This window comes from Streptosporangium roseum DSM 43021 (assembly GCF_000024865.1).
GTDB classification, from domain to species: Bacteria; Actinomycetota; Actinomycetes; order Streptosporangiales; family Streptosporangiaceae; genus Streptosporangium; species Streptosporangium roseum.
This window is the reverse complement of sequence record NC_013595.1, coordinates 4,084,088-4,106,051: the sequence shown is the minus strand read 5'-3', so window position 1 is coordinate 4,106,051 and position 21,964 is coordinate 4,084,088. Positions and strand designations below refer to the sequence as shown.

Here is a 21,964-nt window from a genome sequence, read left to right as displayed (position 1 = left end):
CGCCCGTAGAGGGCTCCGCTCACAGGAAGCTCCGCGGGACCTCCGGGGCGGCCCCCTCCATGCGGACGATCTGGAAACCGGCCATGGCGAGCACGGCGGGCAGGTGGCGTACGACGTTGCGATCCTTCTCCTTGGCCGATTCGTGGAGGCGGGCCCAGTCCTCCATGTCGGGGTGGAGCTTGCGGACGGTGTCGCGGGAGGGGCCGTGGGTCCAGCCGTCCGCGGCGCGCTCGTCCATCCAGCGCCGGTGCTCCATGGCGGCGAGCCGCTCGATCTCCGCTTCGGTGAAGGCGAACCCGAGTCCGGGGTCCACCCGTGATGCGAGGACGGCCCCGACGGCCTTGAGCTTGCGGCCGATGTCCTGGGCCTGGCTGCGGTTGGCCTTCTTCAGGCTCTCGGGCAGCTTCGGCCAGGCGACCAGCGAGTCGTTGGTCTCCGGGGACTCTCCGCTCGTGAGGCAGCCGTAGACGTAGTTCTCGTGGATGGTCCGTGCCAGCTGCTCGATGAGGTCCTCGGCGATCAGACGCGGATCACCGGCCTCCTCGGTGACGGCGAACACCCGCAGGAGGCCGGCCAGGTCCTCCAGGAGGCTCACTCCCTGGAAGGCCTGGTCGAACATTCCCTGCCGTTCGACCCGGATCACGAGCGAGCGCGGTGACCTGGTCCACAGCCGCAGGGTGGTCAGCGCGGTCTTCAGGGCCAGGTCCTCGTCGCGGTAGCACACGTACACCCGCTGCGGCACGTCGGCGGGGGCGTGCTCGCCGGAGTCGAGCAGGCGAGGGTGGACGGTCGTGAGGTCGAGGACGGAGTCGATGAATTCGCATCTCCGGCGTATGACGGACAGTGTCGCGTCGGCGTCCGCGTCGATGACGGTCACCGGCAGTCTCGGCTGGGACTGCGGAGACCGTAGCCGCCACCGCCGGGCCAGGCCGACGAGCAGCGCGCTGCCGAAGCCGTCGAGGCCGACAAGCGTGACGGGCAGGCATTCGTCGACGGGATCGCGGTCCAGCAGCACCCGGGCGGCGAGTTCGTCGAGGTTGAAGAAGTCCAGCCGGATGCCGGGCGGGTCCACCACGCCCAGCCGCCGGGCACGCAGGGCCGCGCAGAGATCGGGGTCGGAGATGAGGACGTAGGCCGCCAGCGGGCCGGCGGCGGACCGCCTGACCCTGTGAGCGGCCAGGGCGATCCCCGTGTTCGTGGAGCTGTCCTGCTCGCAGGCGTAGAGCACCTCGGCCCTGCCGACCCCCGCCGCCCTGAGCACGGCGGGGGTGCGGGCGTCGCCGACCACCTGGAGCACGCGAGGGTCGTCCAGGACGGTGACGGGGGTGGAGGTGACCACCACGACGTCACGCCCGGCGGCGCGCAGCTTCTCGACCAGTCCCCGGGCCATCGGTCCCTCCCCGCAGATCACGGCGTGCCGCCGCGCCTCCCGCGCCCGGATCCGCCGGATCTCGGTGGTGAGCATGAGCCGCGCCGCCTCGATCAGGGCGTAGATCGTCACGGCGGGCGCGATGAACCTGGCCAGTTCCAGCGTCCACGGCAGCGGGGTCATGCCGTCGAAAGGGATGGGATCGAGAACGAACAGCTGGAGATCGTAATAGACGATGTCCAGCGGCGAGCGCGCGAACTCCGGCCGGGAGACCAGATAGGTCCGCATGCCGACGTAGCCCAGAACGAAAGCCGCTACCGCCAGGAAGATGAACGCGATTCGGAGCCGGAAGGCGGCGAATGGTGTCTTCACTCATGCCTCACTCATGGCGATATGGAAATGTGGGTAATCGTCTTAACAGCCCCGAGCCGGTAATGATCGACCCTCTCCACACTAATGGGAGTGCCCGGCGGACGGCGGGGATACGGAAGAGCGGTGCCCGGAGATCACCGCCTCGCCGCCGGGTGGCCGGGAGAGGCCGGACCGCCGGCCGATGGGCACGGCATGGCCCCGAGCCGGGTGCCGTCAGCATCGGCCCAGGTGAAACAGGGTAAGAGCCCTTCATTGGACCCGATATCGGATCAAGACAGTCCGCTGCGGTCGTGCGGAGAGGATGCGCCATGGCCATATTTCGGTCGGGATCGGGCGTGCTACGCCGTAAACCCATCGAGCACATCGAAGAACCGGAGGGCGGCAAGAGCGAGCAGCTCACCCGCGTGCTGGGACTCTGGCAGCTCACCGCGATCGGGGTGGGCGGCATCATCGGCGCAGGCATCTTCACGCTCGCGGGCACGGTCGCCAACGGCACGGCGGGTCCCGCGGTGGTGGTGTCGTTCCTGATCGCCGGGATCGCGAGCGCGGCGGCGGCGCTCTCCTACGCGGAGTTCGCGGGCCTCATCCCGAAAGCGGGGTCGGCCTACACCTACGGCTACGCGGTCCTCGGCGAGCTGCCGGGCTGGTTCATCGGCTGGGACCTGCTGCTGGAGTACACCGCGATCGTCGCGGTCGTCGCCATCGGCATCTCCGGCTACTTCTCGTTCCTGCTCGGCGACCTGGGCCTGCAGTTGCCCGCGTGGATGCTGGGGGCCCCGGGAACGGGGGAAGGGCACCAGGTGGACCTGTTCGCCGCCATACTGTGCCTGTTCATCGCATATCTGCTGAACCTCGGCATGAAGAACGCGGCCCGGTTCGAGACGGCCGTCGTCGGGCTGAAGGTCGCCGTGGTGCTGATGGTCATCGTCATCGGCTTCTTCTACATCAACTCCGACAACTACGTCCCGTTCTTCCCCTTCGGCATCGGCGGCGCCATAACCGGGGCGGCCACGGTCTTCTTCGCCGTCTTCGGCTACGACGCCATGAGCACGGCGGCGGAGGAGTCCAAGGACGCCCAGCGCCACATGCCGAAGGCGATCGTGTACTCGCTCGCCATCTCGATGGTCCTGTACGTGCTGGCCTGCCTGGTGCTGACGGGCATGCAGAAATACACGGAGATCGACAAGGAGAGCGGCTTCTCCACGGCGTTCAAGTCCGTGGGCCTGAGCCGCCTGGCCGACGTGATCGCGGTCGGGGCGATCGTCGGCATCCTCACCGTGATGTTCACCTTCATGCTCGGGGTGAGCCGTGTCTGGTTCTCGATGAGCCGCGACGGGCTGCTGCCCAAGTGGTTCGCCAAGACGCACCCGACGCGGCACGTGCCGACGCGCGTGACGTGGATCGTCGGCGTCGCCTCGGCGTTCATCGCCGGGTTCCTCCCCATCAGGGAGGCCGCGGAGCTGACCAACATCGGCATCCTGCTCGCCTTCGCGGTCGTGTGCACGGCGGTGATCGTGCTGCGCTACCGGCAACCCGACCTGCCTCGGACCTTCCGCTGCCCCGGAATGCCGCTGGTGCCCGCGATCGGCGTCGTCTTCTCGCTCTGGCTGATCACCTTCCTGCAGTGGCAGACGTGGGTGCGCTTCCTGGCGTGGTTCCTGATCGGCCTGGTCGTCTACTTCGCATACTCCTACCGGCACTCCGAGCTGGCCAGGGCGGAGGCGGCGCACGGCGGCGGGGTCCCGCCGGACGAGCGCTGACGGCACCGCCACCCACCTTCCGGGCCCCTCCCCGGCCCGGCCGGGCCGGGCCGGGCCGGGGAGGCGGACGGCGGGAGACCGTCAGACGAGCCCCGTGGAGACGTCTGCCGTGAAGGAGACCGTGCCGCCCGGGGTCCGGACCCGCACGTTCCCACCGGAGCAGGAGATCTCCGGGTCGGCGGCGCCCGGCACGATCACGGTCAGCAGGGCTCCCGCCGCCGGGGAGACCACCGTCGGGACCTTGATCCTCTTCAGGTAACCGGGCGAGATCTCCCCGGACCGGACCGACTGGCCGCCGATCGGCCTGCACGCGGGCATCTCCAGCTGGATCAGCGACGCCCGCCAGCGCCCGTCGGCCAGCACCACCCTGCCGTCCCCCGCGGCGGTCGCGCTGAGCGCGGGGCCGAGGTGCCACAGCGGGCGCACCTGCCGCCCCCGCGGGACCACGTCCAGTACGGCCATCAGATCCGTGCCGTGCTCGACCAGCACGGACCGGGTACGGGTGAGGCCGTAGGCCTCGTCGGCGAGCCGGAAGGACTGGCGCGTACGGCCGGCGGCCTCCCCCAGCAGGCGTGCCGCCGTACCTTCCCGGAAGTCCGCGCCGACCACGACGGGAACGTTGTGGGCCTGCGGCGAGAGCGTCCACCTCTGGTAGGGCGTCTTCTCGTAGGAGTGGAAGCCCGCCTCCACCAGGATGTCGCGCCGCCGCGCGTGGTAGCTCACACCGAGATGGTCCTCGTGCCCGTGGAGCGCGCGCCCGGGGCCGAACCTGATCGAATAATAGGCCGAGTCCGCGTCCTGCCAGGCCGTCCTGCCGAAGACGTAGCCGCCCGTGAACACCTTCACGGTGTCCTTCCTCGGGGAGATCCCTTTGGGGCGCAGGTCGGCGGGGCTGTCGCCGATGGGCGCCAGACGGCCGTCGGGCTGGGTGGCGTGGGCGACGTAGTCCTCCAGCGACCGCCACCGCCGGGTGAGCTCGGCGGGCATGCCGACCCCGCAGTCCTTGATCTGCTCCATCGCGACGCGCATCCGCTGGTGGACGTAGAGCCCGTAGCGCGGGGCCTGCTCGCGCAGCACTCCCTGCGCGTCGATGGCGAACCTGGCCGAGGCGGTCATCCGGCGCAGCGCCAGAGCCGTCCACCTCTGCTCGCCGAAGCGGCAGCCGATGCCCAGCAGCGCGATGTCCTGGTCCAGGCCGTGGTTGTGGCCGCCCTTGTAAAGGGTGGCGTCGGCCAGGATCTCGGCGTGCTCGGCCAGGCTGGCGGCCAGCCAGTCGTCCTTGACGTGAGCGCTGAGGCAGACCAGAGCCGGGGCGCGGAGCGCCACCGGATGCTCGGCCCAGGCCCACGGGCTGACACCGGCCGTTCCACGCGGGTTGTCGCGCACCCAGTCCCTGGCGATCTCGGTGGCCCGGTCGAGGTATTCGCGCCGCCCGGTGGCCTCGTAGTCCACGACCAGCCGCCCCATCCACCGCAGGGTGTGCAGGTTCAGCGCCCACGAGCGGTTCCGGTAGGGGTCGGCACGCCAGTCGACGTCCCTGCCCAGCTCCACCGGGGGAAGGCCGACGAAGGCGACCCGCCCTCTCATCGCGTCGGTCCCCGTCACGGTGGAGAACTGGCCACTCTGGCAGGTGACCCTGCCCCGGCTGTCGGCCAGGGAGAGCTCGACCGGCCCGCAGGCCAGAACGGCCAGGAAGGTCAGGAAGGTCAGGGCGAGTGCGCCCAGCCCGATGATCCCCCGTTTTTTGTCAAGCAAGCGATTGCTCCATCAGAAGGCGCGAGCGGCCCCAGCGCGCTCGCGACATGAAAGGACACGACTCCCGGCAGGCGAGGCCCCTCGCCCGCCGGGAGGTTTCAGAGAGCTCCGGAGAGCCCCGGCGGACCGGCGTCCCGGACCCGCGTTCTGATCATGAACCGTTAGATGCGCGACATCCCGGGATCGTTCTCCGCAGGCACGTCTTTTCGCGGCGGGACCGGGGATGGCCGGGCGGCGGGGAAGGCGTGACTTTCAGCGTCCGCCCGCGATGCAGTGGATTCCGGACTTGAGGAACAAGACCCCCTGGGGGTATGTTACGGTCACATGCATACCCCACCGGGGTACCAGCGAGAGGAGAATCCCATGTGCACGGCATGCGCGTGCGGCACCCAGGACAGCACCTCCGCCCAGGTGGAGATCACTGAGGGCAAGGTCTACACAGTCAGCGGGATGACCTGTGGCCACTGCGTCTCGTCGGTCTCCGCCGAGGTCGAAAGCGTCGGCGGCGTGACCGGCGTCCAGGTCGACCTGGCCACCGGCCTGGTCACGGTCAGCGGGACGGGCTTCTCCGACGAGGAGATCCGCGCGGCGGTGGACCGGGCGGGCTACGCGCTGGCGGACGCCTCACCGGTCAGCGCGTCCCGAACGATCAGCGTGTCCTGAAAATCAGCGTGTCCTGAAAACAGGTGGTGGGCGTGCATTGGCGTGCACGCCCACCCGCGGGGCCGGTCCGACTCGAATCACACCCAACCCCCACAACGCATCCTGCCACCCGGCGGGACGCGAGAAACCAGGAGTGCGGCATGAACGCCGTCAATCCACGCAGGTGGCAGGCACTCATCGTGCTCGCCGCCGCGCAGTTCATGGTCATCATGGACACCTCCATCATCGGCGTCGCCCTGCCGGACATGCAGCGCGACCTCGGCTTCTCCCAGGGCGACCTGCAGTGGGTCTTCAACGCCTACGTCATCGCCTTCGGCGGCCTGCTGCTGCTCGGCGGGCGGCTGTCGGACCTGTTCGGCGCCCGCAAGATCTTCACCACCGGCTGGGTCATCCTGATCGCCGGCTCCGTCGTCGCCGCGGCGGCCGGCAACGCCTGGGTCGAGATCCTCGGCCGCGCCGTCCAGGGCGTCGGCGGGGCGCTCATCGCCCCCGCCTCGATGACGCTGCTCATGATGCTCTTCGGACACAACCCGCGCGAGCTGGGCAAGGCCATGGCCCTGTACGGCGCCGCCGCGCCCGCCGGCGGCACCGCGGGCGTGTTCCTCGGCGGCGTCATCACCCAGTACCTGAGCTGGCCCTGGGTTTTCATCATCTACGTCCCGATCGGCCTGGCCACCCTGGCCGCCGTCCCCGCCCTGCTCCCCTCCGTCGAGGGCCGGCGCGGCTCGGTCGACGTGCTGGGCGCCGCCGCCGTCACCGCGGGGATCGCGCTGGCCGTCTACGCCATCGTGCGTGCCCCCGAGCAGGGATGGGGGTCGGCCACCACGCTGCTGGAGCTCGGCGGGGCGCTCGCGCTGCTGGCACTGTTCCTGGTGATCCAGCGCAGCGTGCGCGAGCCGCTCATGCCGCTGAAGATCTGGAAGGCCCCCGGCCTGGCCACGGCCAACCTGGCGATGGCGCTGCTGGGCGCGGCCTGGATCCCGATGTGGTACTTCCTCAACCTCTACCTGCAGCAGGTGCTCGGCTACGGAGCCTTCGCCAGCGGGGCCGCGCTGCTGCCCATGACCGTCGCGATCATGATCTTCATGATCGGCGTCACCGCCCGGCTGCTCGGCAAGTTCGGCGCCAAGCCGCTCATCGTCACCGGCCTGCTCGTACTGGCCGCCGGCGTGGCGGGACTGTCCCTGGTACGGCCGGACGGGGCGTTCGCCTCCGACGTGCTGCCCGCGTCACTGATCGCGGCGGTCGGCATGTCGCTGGCCTACATCCCGGCGATGATGTCGGCCATGTCGGGGGTGCGGCCGGAGGAGAGCGGCCTCGCCTCGGGCATCGTCAACACCACCTACCAGGTCGGCTCGGCCCTCGGGCTGGCGGTCATGACCGCGATCGCCACCTCCCGGGGGGCCGCCGAGCCGGGAAATCTCCTCAGGCTCACCGACGGCTTCCAGGGCGCCTTCGTCGGGGCGGGAGCGGTGGCGGCGCTGGGCGCCGTACTCACCCTGCTGCTCATGCGCAGGCCCCGACCGGCCGACCGTACGGCCGCCGGGACCGAGGCGGAGTCGCTCGGCGCCTAGGGATCCGGGGGTACGGCCCACGTACCCCCAGACGGTACCCCCGCCTCGATGGGAATACCATAGGGGGGTACCGTGTTACTACAGATGAACCGATGACAACAGGAGTGACTGGAGGCGGGGAGATGGCCGGATACAGCGACACCAAGCAGGATCACCTCCGGCGGCTGCGCCGGATCGAGGGCCAGGCACGCGGGCTGCAGCGCATGGTCGAGGAGGACAAGTACTGCATCGACATCCTGACCCAGGTGTCGGCGACCAACCGGGCCTTGCAGTCCTTCGCCATCGCCCTGCTGGAGGAGCACATGGCGCACTGCCTGGCCGACGCCGCCGCCAGGGGCGGCCCCGAGGCCGAGGCCAAGATCAAGGAAGCCTCCGACGCCATCGCCCGCCTCGTCCGTTCCTGACCGCACGCAGATCGACCCTGACCACACAGACCGACCCTGACCGCGCACAGACCGACATAAGAGGAATGATCGCCATGAGCACCACCACATACACCGTCAAGGGCATGACCTGCGGCCACTGCGTCAGCTCGGTCAAGGAAGAGGTCGGCGGGGTCCCCGGCGTCACCGGCGTCGAGGTGGACCTGGCCACCGGCCTGCTCACCGTGGACGGCGAGGGCCCCGTCGACACCGCCGCGATCGTGGCCGCCGTCGAGGAGGCCGGGTACGGAGTGGTGACCCCGTCATGAACACTCCCGCGAAACTCGGAGCCTACGTCCTCGGACTCGCCGTGGTCTTCGGCGGAGCACTGGGAGCCGGCAGCGCCGTGGGCGCCGTCAGCCCCCCGCCCGCGGCGGACGGCCACGGAGCCCACGCCGGACCCGCGACCCCCGCGCCGGCCACGTCGACCACACCCCCCACCCCCGGAGGACTTCAAGTGTCCCAGAACGGCTACACCCTGACCCCCGAGACCACGACGGTCAAGCCCGGCGAGGCGACCGATTTCCGGTTCACCGTGACCGGCCCCGACGGCAGACCGGTCACCGGCTACCAGGTGCAGCACGACAAGAAGCTGCACTTCATCGTGGTCTCCCGCGACCTGGGAAGCTTCCAGCACCTGCACCCCGAAGAGGCCGGGGGCGGCGTGTGGTCGGTGAAGCTGACGCTGCCCGCGGCGGGCGCCTACCGGGCGTTCGCCGACTTCGCCCCCGAGGGCGGCACCGGCCTGACCCTCGGCGCCGACCTGCACGCGGAGGGCGACTACACGCCCAAGGCGCTGCCGGCCGCGAGCCGTACGTCCAGGGTCGACGGCTACACCGTCACCCTGGACGGCGACCTGGCCCCCGGTGCCTCCAGTAAACTCACCCTCAAGGTGAGCAAGGACGGCAAGCCTGTCACCGACCTGCAGCCCTACCTGGGCGCCTACGGCCACCTGGTCGCGCTGCGCGCCGGAGACCTCGCCTACCTGCACGTGCACCCCGACGGGGAGCCGGGCGACGGCAGGACCGCCCCGGGCCCGGAGATCACCTTCTACGCCGAGGTGCCCAGCCGGGGCGACTACCGTCTCTTCCTGGACTTCCAGCACGAGGGGACCGTACGCACCGCGGACTTCACCGCCCGCGCCGGTGAGCTCCCCACGCCGGCCGCGACCTCGGGGCCGGAGCCGACGGCCACACCGTCCACGTCCGGCTCGCACGGCGCACACAACCACTGACACGGGCATGACGAGCGAAAGGAGCAGGTGATGTCCTCCCTCACCGACGACAGACCCCCGAGCGCGGTCGAACTCTCGATCGGCGGCATGACCTGCGCGTCCTGCGCCAACCGGATCGAGCGCAAGCTGAACAAGCTCGACGGCGTCACCGCGACCGTCAACTACGCCACCGAGAAGGCCAAGGTCACCTTCCCCGAGGGCGTGGATCCCCAGACGCTGATCGCCGAGGTGGAGAAGGCGGGCTACACCGCCGAGCTGCCCGCCCCGCCCAGTGCCGAGGGCGCGCCGCAGGAGCCTCACGACGAGCTCCGCTCCCTGCGCGCCCGGCTGATCACCTCCGTGGTGCTCGCCGTGCCGGTGATCGCGATGGCGATGATCCCGCCCCTGCAGTTCACCAACTGGCAGTGGCTGTCGCTGACCCTCGCCGCGCCGGTCGTGGTCTACGCGGGCTGGCCATTCCACAAGGCCGCCTGGACCAACCTGCGCCACGGCGCCGCCACCATGGACACCCTGGTCTCGCTCGGCACGATCGCGGCACTGGGCTGGTCGCTGTGGGCGCTGTTCTTCGGCAGCGCGGGCACCCCGGGCATGACGCACCCGTTCGCGTTCACCATCGAGCGCACCGACGGCTCGGGCAACATCTACCTTGAGGCCGCCGCGGGCGTGACGGCCTTCATCCTGGCCGGCCGCTACTTCGAGGCCCGTTCCAAGCGCCGCGCCGGGGCGGCCCTGCGCGCCCTGCTGGAGCTCGGCGCCAAGGACGTCGCCGTGCTACGCGACGGCCGCGAGGTCCGGATCCCGTCCGACCAGCTCAAGGCCGGCGACCGGTTCGTGGTCCGGCCGGGTGAGAAGATCGCCACCGACGGCGTGGTCGAGGAGGGCTCCTCCGCGGTCGACGCCTCCATGCTCACCGGCGAGTCAGTGCCGGTGGAGGTACGGCCCGGTGACACCGTGACCGGCGCGACCGTCAACGCCGGGGGCCGCCTGGTCGTCCGCGCCACCCGCGTCGGCTCCGACACCCAGCTCGCCCAGATGGCCAAGCTGGTGGAGGACGCGCAGACCGGCAAGGCGCAGGTCCAGCGGCTGGCCGACCGCATCTCCGGCATCTTCGTCCCGATCGTGATCGCCCTGGCCGTCGGCACGCTCGGCTTCTGGCTCGGCACCGGCGGCGGCGCCGGCGCCGCCTTCACCGCCGCGGTGGCCGTGCTGATCATCGCCTGCCCCTGCGCCCTGGGCCTGGCCACCCCGACCGCGCTGCTGGTGGGGACCGGCCGGGGCGCCCAGCTCGGCATCCTGATCAAGGGCCCCGAGGTGCTGGAGTCCACCCGCGCCATCGACACCGTCGTGCTCGACAAGACCGGCACCGTCACCGAGGGCAAGATGACCCTCACCGACGTGCACCTCGCCGACGGCGAGGACCACGACGAGGTGCTGCGCCTGGCCGGCGCCCTGGAGCACGCCTCCGAGCACCCCATCGCCCAGGCGATCGCCCGGGGCGCTGCCGAGCGGGTGGGAGAGCTGCCCGCACCGGAGGACTTCGCCAACGTCGAGGGGCTCGGCGTGCAGGGCATCGTCGACGGGCACGCCGTGCTGGTCGGCCGTCCCCGGCTGCTGGCCGAGTGGTCGCAGCACCTGTCCGCCGAGCTGGAGCGGGCGCTGCAGGAGGCTCAGGCCGCCGGCCGTACGGCTGTCGCGGTCGGCTGGGACGGCAAGGCCCGCGCGGTCCTCGTCGTGGCCGACACCGTCAAGCCGACCTCGGCCGAGGCGATCAGGCAGCTGCGCGCCCTGGGGCTGACCCCGGTGCTGCTCACCGGCGACAACGAGGCCGTCGCCCGGTCCGTGGCCGCCGAGGTGGGCATCGACGAGGTGATCGCCGAGGTCCTGCCCGCCGACAAGGTCGACGTGGTCAAGCGCCTGCAGGCCGAGGGCCGGTCGGTGGCCATGGTCGGTGACGGCGTCAACGACGCCGCCGCGCTCGCCCAGGCCGATCTGGGCCTGGCCATGGGCACCGGGACGGACGCGGCCATCGAGGCCTCCGACCTCACCCTGGTCCGCGGCGACCTGCGGGTGGCCGCCGACGCCATCCGCCTGTCCCGCCGCACCCTGCGCACCATCAAGGGCAACCTGTTCTGGGCCTTCGCCTACAACGTGGCCGCCCTGCCCCTGGCCGCGCTCGGCCTGCTCAACCCGATGATCGCCGGAGCCGCCATGGCGTTCTCCTCGGTCTTCGTGGTCAGCAACAGCCTGCGGTTGCGCGGCTTCAAGTAAAGCCGCCGCTCCGGACGGACGGGCGCTCGTACGGCCTCCAGCACCGCGCTGGGGGCCGTCGCGCGTTCCCGGGAGGTGCGGCTCCGTTCGAGGGAGTAGCTGAGCTGGGATGACGGGGCTGATCGCGTTGCGTGTCGTCTTCTACCGTGCGTGCTGGAGGCGATCGCGATGGGCCCGTTGCAGGAAGAGTTGGCGCTAGGGGAGGCGGCGGCGCGGGAGCGGGTCGCGCGGTTGCGTCAGGAGTTGGCGGCCACGGAGGAGGCGCTGTCGCGGTTGACGATCACCGGGGAGCCGACCAGCTGTTCTGAGCTGCCGTTGATCAATGCAGATGCCGGTGCATCGGGCGGCCGAGCACGATGGGGAACAGATTGCGGCCTGGGTGGCGCAGGTCTGGCCACAGATCTGCGCCGACGCCGCCGAACGCCACGCCTGGATCCCCTGCGAAGACGAGAGCGGTCAGAGCCTGCGCCCACCCAAGGGCCGTACCTGGGCGCGGGTCGGTAAAACGCCGGTCGTCAAGGGCTCGGGCAGGGTCTCGATCGCCGGGCTGATCTGCGTGCGGCCCGGACGGCGCACCCGGCTGCTGTATCGGGTGATGGTCTTCCACGACCGCAAGGGCGAGCCGAAGGGCTTCGACGTGCCCGACTTCGTCCGGCTGCTGCGGGCCGCCCATCACCTGCTGAACGGCTTCATCGCCGAGACGGGCCTGGTTCTCAAGCCGAGCTGATCAACACACCTCGGTCTTTCAACATCAGTAGTGCAGGCCAGACGGTATTTCGTTGGAAATTTCCTCATTGCTACTGGGACCCCATGAGCCGGCACCTCGACCTCCCACCCGTCCCGGGGATCGACGTCGAACAGGCCGGCTGATCGGAATCACCTGCTTCTGCCGCGCACTGCTGCGAGCATCGGGCCGGCTCATGGGCGGTGTGCGCTAGGGAGTGGTTTGGCAGGCGTCGTGAGCGGCTTGGACGAACGCGCGGACGCGTTGGGTGGTGTTGGTGTTGAGCCACAGCGGGCCCCAGCGCAGTGGCGGAGCGTCGGTGATTGGGATGTAGGCGATGTCGGGGCGGGGGTAGAACCGGGGGGTGTTCTCGCCAACGGGGAAGACGCCCCGGCCGGCCGCGACAAGGGTGAGGTGCTCGTTGAAGCTGGCCGCTCGCGGTCCCCGCGGGATGGGTTTCCCGACCGGGGTGTGCGTGGGGTTGCGGTCCCGCTGGAACGCCTCGGGCAGCTCCTCCGCCACCAGCGTGACGGGGTGATCGGCGAGCGCCTCCATCGATACCGAGGCGTGCTGGGCCAGTGCGTGGCCGGCCGCCACCGCCAGCATCTTCTTCTCCGACAGCAGGACCGGGCCGGCGATCAGGTCGGACGGGGAGGCGATGAGCAGGTCGGTGATCAGGACGTCGATGTCGCCGCCGCGGAGCCGGGCGAGGGCGTCGTGGCCCTGGGCCTCACGGATGTGCACCTCGCAGTCGGGGTGGCGGGCGGCGAACAGCGCGACCGCCTTGAGCAGCAGCTGTCCGGCGGTGGCGCTCAGATATCCGACGTGCAGGTCACCGGTGACCCCGCGTCCGGAGTCGATGGCCCGGCGCACCGCATCGTTCATGCCGTCCACCAGCGGCCTCAGGTCATCGGCCAGCTGCCGGCCGATCGGAGTCAGCAGGACCTGGCGGCTGGTGCGTTCGAACAGCACCGCGCCGACGAGGCGTTCCATCTTCTTGATCGTCTGGCTCACCCTGCCGGTGGTGATCCCCACCCGCTCGGCCGTATGCCCGAAGTGCAACTCCTCGGCGAGCGTCAGGAACACCTCAGCCTCCTGCCGCTCCAGCATGCCCCTCCACCCTTGAGCTCAACTAAACGACCGCAACGCGAACGTGTGTTGATCCATTCCACCACAACGGTGGATCGTTAAGACACACCCCGGTGACCAGGAAGAACCCCTGGCGCCGCCCCCTTGAGGAGTACTCAACGATGACTTCCGCGCGCAAGATCGTGGCCGGGCTGTTCATGTCGCTGGACGGCGTCGTCGAAGCACCGGAGAAGTGGCACTTCCCCTACCTGAACGAGGAGATGGGCGCAGCGGTCGGCTCCATGCACGCCGAAGCCGACACCCTGCTGATGGGCCGGGTGACCTATGAGACCTTCGCCGCAGCCTGGCCGCACCGGACCGGCGAGCTGGCCGACCAGATCAACGGCATCCGCAAGTTGGTCGTCTCCACCACCCTGGCCAAGGCCGACTGGCAGAACTCGGCCTTGATCGACGGCGACGCCATCGCCGCCCTGGCCAAGCTCAAGCAGCAGCCGGGCAAGTGCATCCACCTGTCGGGCAGCATCAGCCTGACCCGGGCCCTGCTGGCGGTCGGGCTCATCGACCGCCTGCGACTGCTGGTGCACCCCATCGTGCTCGGCACCGGCCAACGGCTCTTCCCCGAGGGCATCGGGGTAGTCCCCCTCAAGCTCGCCCGGTCGGCCACCTTCACCACAGGCGTGATGGACCTGACCTACCAGCCGGCCTGACGCCGCAGACCGCACCACCGGCGAACCATCCCCCAAAACCAGAACGAGGAAGATCCCATGACGCACACCATCAGCGCCCCGACCACCCCGACCGTCCCGGCCCGTCCCCCGCACGCCGCCCGTCCGGCGGCCCGGCTCCTGCTGGGCTGCGGTATCGCCGCGGGCCCGCTGTTCCTGGCGGTGGGCGTGATCCAGGGCCTGACCCGCGAGGGCTTCGACTTCACCCGCAACGCCATCAGCCAGCTCAGCCTCGGCGACCTGGGCTGGATCCAGGTGACCAACTTCGTGATCACCGGAGCGCTGCTCATCGCCGGAGCGATCGGGACGCGGCGGGCGCTGCACGGTGGGCCGGGCGGCACCTGGGCTCCCCGGCTGGTCGCCGTGTTCGGCGCCTCGTTCCTGGTCAGCGCGGTGTTCGCCGCCGACCCCGGTGCCGGCTTCCCCATCGGCACCCCCGAAGGACCGACCGGCTCGATCAGCACGAACGGCGCCGTCCACATGTTCGGCGGCATGATCGGCTACCTGGCGCTGTGCGCGGCGTTCGTCGTGCTGGCCCGGCGCTTCTCCGCCCAGGGCCGGCGCGGCTGGGCGGTGGCCTCCCGCATCGTCCCGGTGGCCGTCCTGGCCGGTTTCGCCGGCTCCGCCGCAAGCGTCCTGGCCTTCTCCGCAGGAGCGGCGCTGGGCCTGGTGTGGCTCACCGCGACGACCGCCCGGCTCGCCACCACACCGCCGACCGGACGGTGACCGCCGAACTCCCGGCTGCTGAGCGGACGAACCTCCACCGGATGCCCGGCCGGCCTGAATCCATCCATTTCACAAGAACGGAAACACCGATGCACAGCACTGAGATCAAGGCGCTCCAGGTTCCGGGAGCACGACTGCACTATGAGGTCGGCGGATCGGGGCCGCTGCTGCTGATGATCCCGGGCGCGCCCGCCGACGCCGGGGCACTGGCCGGCCTGGCCGCGCAATTGGCCGACCGCTACACCGTCGTCAGCTACGACCAGCGCGGGCTGTCGCGCAGCAGCCTGACAGGCCCGCCCGAGGACCAGAGCGTCGCGGCCTTCAGCCAGGACGCGCACCGCCTGCTCACAGCCCTGGGCGGCGAACCCGCCTACGTGCTGGGCAACAGCGGCGGCGCGCTCACCGCCCTCGACCTGGCTGCGCGCCATCCCGAGCAGGTACGGGCCCTGATCGCGCACGAACCGCCGATCCCGGAACTCTTGGCCGACCGCGAGCATTGGCGGGCGAGGTTCCAAGAGGTTCACGACATCTATCGCAGCCAGGGCTCCGGGGCCGCGATGCAGAAGTTCATCGCCACCATCGAAGGAGATGGTGGCGCTCCTCCAGCGATGCCCGACTTCTCTCAGATGCCCCCTGAGGCGTTGGAGATGATGGGCCGGATCCAGGGCAACCTGGACTACTTCCTGGCTCACGTGCTGCTGCCGGTGCTGCGCTTCGAGCCCGACATCGCCGCGCTGCGCTCCGGCCCCGCGCCGATCGTCGTCGGCGTCGGAGCTGTCTCGCCCGCGGGCGTCCCCCTCCAGTCCGCTCTGGCGCTCGCCGAACGCCTCGACACCAAGGCGATCGAATTCCCCGGCGACCACCAAGGCCTGGCCACCGACGCCATCACCAGCGCCGAGATCGTCCACGACACCTTCACCCGAATCGCTGGAACACAGGAGCGGTAACCTTCGCGTCCTCCCACACCCGACACCGCGAGCGAGCCGGCGCCCCGCAAAAGAAGCACGGCCCGCTCGCATTGTCGGTGCCCTGCCCGCCCGACGGGCTGACATGTATCCGACGCCCGAGCGGCGCGGGCGACTCCACACCGATCTCGGCCGGGCCGCCAGCCGTACTCGGCGAGCTGCCGGCGGCCCTTCCTGCTCACCTGGGTGCCCACCGGGTCAAGCGCGTCGCCCAGCACCCCGTACAGCAGGTGCTCGGCCGGCTCCAGGCCGTGCTCGCGCAACAGCCGGGCGGCCGCGCTGTCGCCGTGCCGCAGGATGCCCAGCAGCACATGCTCATCACCGATGTAGGAACAGGTCCACGGGTAACGGCCGAGCTGATGGCCGAAGGCGGCGGCTTCGGCGTGGGCGTAGCGGATCGCCTGGCGGCCCTCAGCGGTCAGCCGGTCCCACATCACCACTCCTCGCGGCGGAAGCGCAGCCCATGCTTGTAATGCACGGCCTGTTTGGTCAGCCCGAGCGGCGGGAGATGTCGCGCCAGGACCAGCCCTGAGCACGCGCGTTGTCCACCTGCAGCGTTTCCAGCACCTCGACCAGCTGGCGCAGCGCGAGTACCACCGCCAGGCCGACCTCGGGATCGATCGAATTGAGGGTCGTCGTCGCTCATGGTCCGCACCGTAAGCGAATCGAGACCTTCGTCATAGGGGGCAGGATCGCCGCAGGTCAGATGCTATTTCGTTGGGAATTTCTGCATTGCTGCCGGGACCCCCTCATGTCGAGATCAAACCTCCCAGGGGTAGAGCTGGCCGAGGGGTCCATGCTGCTCGCTTTCGCCCGGACGAAGAGGGCCGGCGAACGCCCCAGCACCTGAACCGAAGTTCAGGTCAATCTAGGGAGAAGGCGGATCTGCGCGGCCGTGAGTTCGTCGTTCTCCCCAGAGCGGACGACGACGCGGACAGGCTCGCCGTCCGGCCCGACGGCTTCGATGTCCTGCTGGGTCGCGTCGAGATGCTTGCTGCCCCAGGAGAACAGCCCCAGCACGACGGGCAGGAGTTCCTCGCCGGCTTCGGTCAGCTCGTATTCGTGCCGCAGCCGCGAGCCGGGGTCTTGGTAGGGCACCTTGCGGAGCACGCCCACGGCCACCAGTTCGGCCAGGCGTTTGGCGACGGTGGCCTCGGAGGCGCCGCTGTGCTGCACGAAGGCCTCGTAGCGGCGGTCGCCGTAGAAGGCCTGCCGGAGGATCAGCATGGTGGCCCGGGACCCGAGGATCTCCATGGCGCAGTCGATCGGGCATCCCGGCCCGGGGGCCGGGACGTCGTTCGAGCCGAGGGAAAAGGGCACAACGCCAGCATATCCTGACTTGACCAATTTGAAGCCAGCTCACTAGGCTCTGACTTTATGAATCTAAAGCCAGAGCCTGGATGGGCGTGGTCGACCCTGGCCGTGGCCGGGGCCGCGCAGTTCCTGGTGTTGCTGGAGGCGACCGTGATCACGATCGCGGTACCCCAGATCGGCGCCGACCTCGGCAACGGCCCGGCGCTGGCGTGGGTGCTGTCGGCGTACCTGCTCGCCTTCGGCGCCTTCCTCCTGCCCGGAGGGGCATGGGCCGACCGTCTGGGCAGGCGGGCGACCTTCCTTGGCGGGCTTGCCATCTTCACGGTGGCAAGCTTGCTCTGCGCGATCGCTCCCTCTCTCGCGCTCCTGGTAGCCGCACGTGCACTGCAGGGCGCCGGAGCGGGCGTCCTCGCCGCCAGCGCGCTCGGCATCGTCGTCGCCACCTACACCGAACCCCGCCGGCGCGCCATCGCCATGACCGTCTGGAGCACCCTCGGCGTCATCGGCGGAGTCGTCGGCAGTCTCAGCGCCGGACCGCTGATCGCCTGGCTGGACTGGCCCAGCGTGTTCTGGATCAACGTCGTCGCCGTCGTCCTCCTCTTCCCGCCCGCGGTCAAGGTGATCCGCGCCGAGCGCACAGGGCAACGGGCGCCCCGCGTGGCGCCGGCGTTCGTCGCCGCCATCGGCGCGACCAGCCTGCTCCTCGGCCTGGGCGTCATCGAGGCTCACCTTTGGATCGGCGCCGCGGCCCTGTTGGGCGGCCTGGCCATCGCCGGCGCGGCGGTGGCACACCAGCGCCGGACGCACGATCCGATCATCCCCGTCGGACTGTTCAAGACCTCGGCCTACCGGTGGGGAGCGGCCGGGCTGTTCACCGCCAACGGAATCATGATCGGCACCATGTTCGTCTTCTCCCAGCACTTGCAGCAGGTCCTGAACGTCTCCGCCACCCAGGCCTCCCTCGCGGTGCTGCCCATGTCGGTGAGCGCGCTGCTGGTCGCGCTGGCCACCGACAAGCTCATCGGCCGCTACGGCAGCAGAACCACCCTGGGCCTCGGGGCCGGCGCGCTCGCGCTCGGGCTCGCCTCCCTGGCCGGGCTCAGCATCGTCGCGCCCTCCTGGGGATGGCTCGTGGCGGGCGGATTCCTCGTCGGCGCGGGACTGCCGGCCAGCTTCGTCCCACTGAACCGGATGGCCTTCAGCGTCGTCGACAGCGCACAAGCAGGTGCCGCGTCCGGGCTCACCAACACCATCACCACCCTGGGCGGCGCCTTCACCGTCACCGCCGCGACCCTCGCCGATCAACTTTACGGCCCTGCCGGCGGCTATGCGCTGATGCTGGCACTCACCGCCACGCTCGCGGTCGCGGCCGCACGCCACGGGGCGCGGCGCGCCGGCAGCCCGGCCTCCGAGGCGGCGACGGCGAACGCGGTCATCGGCTGATCTCATCTGTACGGCGGGCGCGACGGTGTGCCGGAGCGCCCACCGAGGTGCACCATCGCCGCGGCAGCGTGCACCAGGACCGTGCGCACGGCCGCCGACCGCACCTTCGCCGTGCCGGCCTCGACGAGCTACTAATCACTCTCAACGAGTCCGTCGCTGAGGCAGACTCGGGCCTGACAGCCGCCGGCGGGTGAGCACTCACAGCTACTGGACCTTGAGTCCTAGGCAAAGATCGTGCCCCGCTGGTCGGCCGGGAGAGTTGATCGCCGCTGGGATGTCGTGCCGCAGGTCGTTGTCGAGTACGTGCGCGAGGCGCTGGAGCTGCCTGCCAACGTCGAGCTGGTGGCGGGCGCCGAGCGGTCGGCCAAACGGCATCGCCAGTTCGTGCGGGACCGCCTGAACGTGGTGTGCGAGCCCGCCCGGGTACGCCAGATCGCCGAAAGCGCGATTCGTAAAGCGGTCCAGACGAAGGACAACCCGGCGGACTTGATCAACGTGGCGTTGGAGGAGCTCGTCCACGCCCGGTGTGAGACGTGTTGACCTCATCGATCCAGACCGGCGGTTGGTGAGTGCCCAAGGGGCTGCGGTGCCATCCCCCATGGGGACGGCATCAAGCCTGGATCATCAACCTCACCCCACCCGACCACACACCGACCACCCGACTCGACCCAGAGCCACGCGTTCTCTTTCCCACCGGTCCCGCCTGACCAGAGAGACAGCAACATGACGACATCACGCCGATACGGCACCGTGCTCACTGACCACACCTTCACCGTCCCTCTTGATCATGACCGGCCCGATGACCAGCAGATCCAGGTGTATGCGCGCGAAGTGCGCGCCGCTGGAAAAGCGGGCCGGGACCTTCCTTGGCTGTTGTTCCTGGGCGGCGGCCCCGGCGCGGCCGCCCCCCGCCCACTCGGCGGCGAAGGCTGGCTACACCGGGCCTTGCAGGACTACCGTGTGCTGCTGCTGGACCAGCGAGGCACCGGCAGATCTACCCCCGTGGACCGCCGTTTCCTGGCCCAGGTCGGCGACCCGGACGCCCAGGCGCACTACCTGTCGCACTTCCGCGCCGACGCGATCGTGCGGGATGCCGAGATTATCCGCCGAACACTCATCGGGGACCGGCCGTGGAGCGTGCTGGGGCAAAGTTTCGGTGGCCTGTGCACGGTCACCTACCTCTCCTTTGCTCCGCAGGGGCTGGCCGAGGCGTTCATCACCGGCGGGCTACCCGGCGTGCGTGCTACCGCCGACGACGTCTATCGCGCGCTGTATCCCCGGGTCGTCGCCAAGAACGCTGAACACTTCGACCGCTTCCCGGGCGACGGCGAGCAAGCCCGTACCGTCGCCCGGTACCTGCGGGACCATCAGGTCGTCCTGCCGAGCGGCAGGCCGCTGACCGTCGGGACCTTTCAGTCCCTGGGCAACCTCCTCGGCGGCAGCGACGGCAGCCGCCGCCTGCACTATCTCCTCGAAGACCCCTTCACCGGCGGGACCGAACCATCAGACGCCTTTCTGTCCGAGGTCGACTGGGAACTGTCCCGAATCGCCGGGGGACCGCTGTACTCCCTGCTGCATGAGGCGACCTACGCCCAAGGGGAAGGCGCCACCCACTGGTCGGCTCAACGCATCCGGGGCGAGTTCCCCGCCTTCGACGCCACCGCAGCTCTCGACTCGGGCGCGCCCGTCCTGTTCACCGGCGAGATGATCTACCCCTGGATGTTCGACACCGACCCGGCGCTACGGCCGTTCCGCCAGGCCGCACACCTGATCGCCGAACGTACGACCTGGCCCGCCCTCTATGACACCGGCCGCCTGCGCGCCAACACCGTGCCCGTCGCCGCCGCCATCTACTACGACGACATGTACCTCGACCGTGACCTGTCGATCAGCACCGCCCAGACCATCCACGGCCTGAGGCCCTGGATCACCAACGAATACCAACACAACGGCCTACGCACCAGCAACGGAGCCGTCCTTGACCACCTCATCGCCCTGATACGCGAAACACCATGAAACTCGCCTTATCGCACAAGCCGCTCCGCCCGGTTGCGAAACCGGACCCACCTGGCCGGGGCCGTAGGAAAGCCCAGGCCCAGTGGGAGATGGTCGTGAAATCACGGCCGAGGTTCTTCGCCCACTGGATCTGGGTGGACACGGTCCCAACCGTTTGGTGACCAGAACGACAAGAGCCGTGTAACGAGAGATTGTTACGCACGGTTCTGTGGGAGCCCCGGGCTGAGACGCCCGGGACGACCCGACCGGGGGCCACCCGAGAATGGCGCTCGGACGCTGGCAGCCGCCGGACTCCGGCACCGCGCCGATGACCATATCGCGCTCCAGTTCCCGGTCCGGCCTCCCACGGCACCCGCCGATCTCGGAGCGTGTGCCACCATGCACCGCTGGAACACGTTCACGGTGGAAGGGGAGCAGTACCGCAACGCGCTGGTGTCGGTCTCACGGTCGCATTGGCGGGAGTTCGAGCACTGGTGCACGACCTCGGCGGTCGAGAACGGGACGATCACGGCTGGGACGGCGCGACAGATTTCGGCCATCGCTCTGACGTCATCCCTCTGAAAGTCACCGTCCCTGCCGCCGGACCCGGCCCGGCGCGGCGCGGGCCGGGTCCGGCCGTTCACTCCTCGTCCTCGTCGTCCCAGTCGTACTCCTCGTCGTCCCGCAGGAACTCCGGGATCCAGCCGGCATCCTCAGCCTCGATCACCTCCGTCCGGCACAGCGCGCGGAACGCGGTGTCGCCGAGCTTGCAGTTGAAGTAGTCGAGCAGGGTGATGGCCGCGCACTCCGCTGGCTGCAACGCGTCGGTCCTGGGGAACCGGAAGTCGTAGCCGTTGGTCACGAAGTGCACCCCGCGGAACTCCTTGTGCACGAAGGTCTCCCGGGCGGGACCCTCACCCCAGCCATCCCAGTGGGCGGCGGCCACCTGGTTGTAGTACGCGTCGGCGTGCCGGGCCGGCTCGGGCGCGAACACGCTCTCGCCGGTCAGGTAGCACGCCTTGCTGAACGGCGGGCGGCGGCCGGGGCTCGCAAGGATGCCGGCGGCGTTGGCGTCCGGTTGGCCGATCGCCACCGGTGTCATCGAGGGAGCCTGCCGCCATCTGGTCAAAGATCGTCTGGACATCACCGGCACCCGATGGGGCCTGCCCGGTGCCGAGGCGGTTCTCACGCTCCGGGCTGTGATCGCGAACGGCGACTTCGATGCCTACTGGCGTTTCCACCTTGCTCAAGAGCACTACCGGGTTCACCAGACCCGCTACCAGGCCGAACTCGGCCTCACTGCTTGATCAGCTCAGTCCCTGAGAAAGAGCTACACCCTTTCCGGGGTCCGGCGGTTTCCGGGATCCGGCGGCGGATCGGGCCCTGGCACGTGCGGGCCGCCCCGATCCGGTGACGGGCACGCATCAACTACTACGTCTCATAGCAGGATTTGTCGGAAAGGAATTGCATGCCGTTTTGCGGTGATATGACCGACAGGATATATGCAGGTCAGTCCAGCGAAAGGGCAGCTCAGGACGGTTGGCGCCACTGCGACAGGGGACTATG

19 protein-coding genes and 1 pseudogene are annotated in these 21,964 nt (G+C 69.8%); 15 read left to right on the top strand and 5 right to left on the bottom strand.

The features are described from left to right. Positions 1–19 precede the first annotated feature (19 nt). A complete protein-coding gene (locus tag SROS_RS17985; RefSeq protein ID WP_012890373.1) occupies positions 20–1,741 on the bottom strand; it encodes a RyR domain-containing protein in 1,722 nt (573 codons plus the stop codon). A 308-nt stretch (positions 1,742–2,049) separates the two neighbouring features. Between SROS_RS17985 and SROS_RS17980 the strand changes: the two genes are divergently transcribed. Further along, a complete protein-coding gene (locus SROS_RS17980) occupies positions 2,050–3,501 on the top strand; it encodes an amino acid permease (RefSeq protein ID WP_012890372.1) in 1,452 nt (483 codons plus the stop codon). Between the two features lie 81 nt (positions 3,502–3,582). Here SROS_RS17980 and SROS_RS17975 read toward each other — a convergent pair whose 3' ends face one another. Then, a complete protein-coding gene (locus tag SROS_RS17975; RefSeq protein ID WP_012890371.1) occupies positions 3,583–5,256 on the bottom strand; it encodes a heparinase II/III family protein in 1,674 nt (557 codons plus the stop codon). 363 nt (positions 5,257–5,619) lie between these two features. Here SROS_RS17975 and SROS_RS17970 point away from each other — a divergent pair, with 363 nt between their 5' ends. From SROS_RS17970 to SROS_RS17940, 7 genes are all read left to right on the top strand, one after another. Further along, complete coding sequence (locus SROS_RS17970; protein WP_012890370.1) at positions 5,620–5,919, top strand: heavy-metal-associated domain-containing protein; 300 nt, start codon at positions 5,620–5,622, stop codon at positions 5,917–5,919. 140 nt (positions 5,920–6,059) lie between these two features. Then, entirely contained in the window at positions 6,060–7,493 is a 1,434-nt protein-coding gene (locus SROS_RS17965) for an MFS transporter (protein ID WP_012890369.1), read from the top strand. Between the two features lie 122 nt (positions 7,494–7,615). Then, complete coding sequence (locus tag SROS_RS17960; RefSeq protein WP_012890368.1) at positions 7,616–7,897, top strand: metal-sensitive transcriptional regulator; 282 nt, start codon at positions 7,616–7,618, stop codon at positions 7,895–7,897. Between the two features lie 74 nt (positions 7,898–7,971). Then, positions 7,972–8,184, top strand: coding sequence for a heavy-metal-associated domain-containing protein (locus SROS_RS17955; RefSeq protein ID WP_012890367.1), 213 nt, complete (start codon positions 7,972–7,974; stop codon positions 8,182–8,184). Continuing rightward, positions 8,181–9,149, top strand: a complete 969-nt coding sequence (locus SROS_RS17950; protein ID WP_012890366.1) for a hypothetical protein — start codon at positions 8,181–8,183, stop codon at positions 9,147–9,149. Before SROS_RS17955 ends, SROS_RS17950 begins: the two co-directional genes overlap by 4 nt. A 30-nt stretch (positions 9,150–9,179) precedes the next feature. After that, the gene (locus tag SROS_RS17945; protein ID WP_012890365.1) at positions 9,180–11,417 is read left to right on the top strand and encodes a heavy metal translocating P-type ATPase; all 2,238 of its coding nucleotides are present in this window, start codon (positions 9,180–9,182) and stop codon (positions 11,415–11,417) included. Positions 11,418–11,739: 322 nt separating this feature from the next. Beyond that, on the top strand, positions 11,740–12,144 hold the full coding sequence (locus tag SROS_RS17940; protein ID WP_052316966.1) for a hypothetical protein: 405 nt from the start codon (positions 11,740–11,742) through the stop codon (positions 12,142–12,144). Positions 12,145–12,351: 207 nt separating this feature from the next. Here the strand turns inward: SROS_RS17940 and SROS_RS17935 are convergent, their stop codons facing one another. Beyond that, positions 12,352–13,251, bottom strand: a complete 900-nt coding sequence (locus tag SROS_RS17935; protein ID WP_012890364.1) for a LysR family transcriptional regulator — start codon at positions 13,249–13,251, stop codon at positions 12,352–12,354. 140 nt (positions 13,252–13,391) lie between these two features. Between SROS_RS17935 and SROS_RS17930 the strand changes: the two genes are divergently transcribed. The 3 genes from SROS_RS17930 to SROS_RS17920 all read left to right on the top strand — a co-directional run bounded on the left by SROS_RS17930 (position 13,392) and on the right by SROS_RS17920 (position 15,628). Further along, a complete protein-coding gene (locus tag SROS_RS17930) occupies positions 13,392–13,937 on the top strand; it encodes a dihydrofolate reductase family protein (RefSeq protein ID WP_012890363.1) in 546 nt (181 codons plus the stop codon). 57 nt (positions 13,938–13,994) lie between these two features. Beyond that, positions 13,995–14,681 carry a DUF998 domain-containing protein gene (locus SROS_RS17925; RefSeq protein WP_012890362.1) on the top strand — a complete coding sequence of 229 codons (687 nt, stop codon included), beginning with the start codon at positions 13,995–13,997 and terminating at the stop codon, positions 14,679–14,681. 89 nt (positions 14,682–14,770) lie between these two features. After that, positions 14,771–15,628: an alpha/beta fold hydrolase gene (locus tag SROS_RS17920; protein ID WP_012890361.1), complete on the top strand. Its 858-nt coding sequence runs from the start codon at positions 14,771–14,773 to the stop codon at positions 15,626–15,628. An 876-nt stretch (positions 15,629–16,504) separates the two neighbouring features. On the opposite strand, the gene SROS_RS17910 is transcribed toward SROS_RS17920, so the two are convergent. Then, entirely contained in the window at positions 16,505–16,966 is a 462-nt protein-coding gene (locus SROS_RS17910; RefSeq protein ID WP_012890360.1) for a winged helix-turn-helix transcriptional regulator, read from the bottom strand. Between the two features lie 57 nt (positions 16,967–17,023). Between SROS_RS17910 and SROS_RS17905 the strand changes: the two genes are divergently transcribed. The 3 genes from SROS_RS17905 to SROS_RS17895 all read left to right on the top strand — a co-directional run bounded on the left by SROS_RS17905 (position 17,024) and on the right by SROS_RS17895 (position 20,419). Continuing rightward, a complete protein-coding gene (locus SROS_RS17905; protein WP_012890359.1) occupies positions 17,024–18,403 on the top strand; it encodes an MFS transporter in 1,380 nt (459 codons plus the stop codon). 234 nt (positions 18,404–18,637) lie between these two features. Further along, entirely contained in the window at positions 18,638–18,943 is a 306-nt protein-coding gene (locus SROS_RS17900) for a DUF4158 domain-containing protein (RefSeq protein ID WP_281048013.1), read from the top strand. A 183-nt stretch (positions 18,944–19,126) separates the two neighbouring features. After that, positions 19,127–20,419 (top strand): alpha/beta fold hydrolase, encoded by a 1,293-nt coding sequence (locus tag SROS_RS17895; protein WP_012890358.1) that lies wholly within the window; start codon positions 19,127–19,129, stop codon positions 20,417–20,419. A 619-nt stretch (positions 20,420–21,038) separates the two neighbouring features. On the opposite strand, the gene SROS_RS17885 is transcribed toward SROS_RS17895, so the two are convergent. Beyond that, positions 21,039–21,491, bottom strand: coding sequence for a hypothetical protein (locus SROS_RS17885; RefSeq protein WP_043652257.1), 453 nt, complete (start codon positions 21,489–21,491; stop codon positions 21,039–21,041). Between SROS_RS17885 and SROS_RS47485 the strand changes: the two are divergent. Beyond that, positions 21,466–21,705 (top strand): annotated as a pseudogene (locus SROS_RS47485) (ISKra4 family transposase); the annotation flags it as partial. The gene SROS_RS17885 and the pseudogene SROS_RS47485 sit on opposite strands and share 26 nt — an antisense overlap. Positions 21,706–21,964 lie beyond the last annotated feature (259 nt).

Coding starts and splice junctions, on each gene's coding strand:
- SROS_RS17920 (WP_012890361.1), top strand. CDS start 14,771: ATGCACAGCACTGAGATCAAGGCGCTCCAGGTTCCGGGAGCACGACTG.
- SROS_RS17925 (WP_012890362.1), top strand. CDS start 13,995: ATGACGCACACCATCAGCGCCCCGACCACCCCGACCGTCCCGGCCCGT.
- SROS_RS17955 (WP_012890367.1), top strand. CDS start 7,972: ATGAGCACCACCACATACACCGTCAAGGGCATGACCTGCGGCCACTGC.
- SROS_RS17980 (WP_012890372.1), top strand. CDS start 2,050: ATGGCCATATTTCGGTCGGGATCGGGCGTGCTACGCCGTAAACCCATC.
- SROS_RS17945 (WP_012890365.1), top strand. CDS start 9,180: ATGTCCTCCCTCACCGACGACAGACCCCCGAGCGCGGTCGAACTCTCG.
- SROS_RS17905 (WP_012890359.1), top strand. CDS start 17,024: ATGAATCTAAAGCCAGAGCCTGGATGGGCGTGGTCGACCCTGGCCGTG.
- SROS_RS17965 (WP_012890369.1), top strand. CDS start 6,060: ATGAACGCCGTCAATCCACGCAGGTGGCAGGCACTCATCGTGCTCGCC.
- SROS_RS17930 (WP_012890363.1), top strand. CDS start 13,392: ATGACTTCCGCGCGCAAGATCGTGGCCGGGCTGTTCATGTCGCTGGAC.
- SROS_RS17960 (WP_012890368.1), top strand. CDS start 7,616: ATGGCCGGATACAGCGACACCAAGCAGGATCACCTCCGGCGGCTGCGC.
- SROS_RS17940 (WP_052316966.1), top strand. CDS start 11,740: ATGCAGATGCCGGTGCATCGGGCGGCCGAGCACGATGGGGAACAGATT.
- SROS_RS17950 (WP_012890366.1), top strand. CDS start 8,181: ATGAACACTCCCGCGAAACTCGGAGCCTACGTCCTCGGACTCGCCGTG.
- SROS_RS17935 (WP_012890364.1), bottom strand. CDS start 13,251: ATGCTGGAGCGGCAGGAGGCTGAGGTGTTCCTGACGCTCGCCGAGGAG.
- SROS_RS17970 (WP_012890370.1), top strand. CDS start 5,620: ATGTGCACGGCATGCGCGTGCGGCACCCAGGACAGCACCTCCGCCCAG.
- SROS_RS17895 (WP_012890358.1), top strand. CDS start 19,127: ATGACGACATCACGCCGATACGGCACCGTGCTCACTGACCACACCTTC.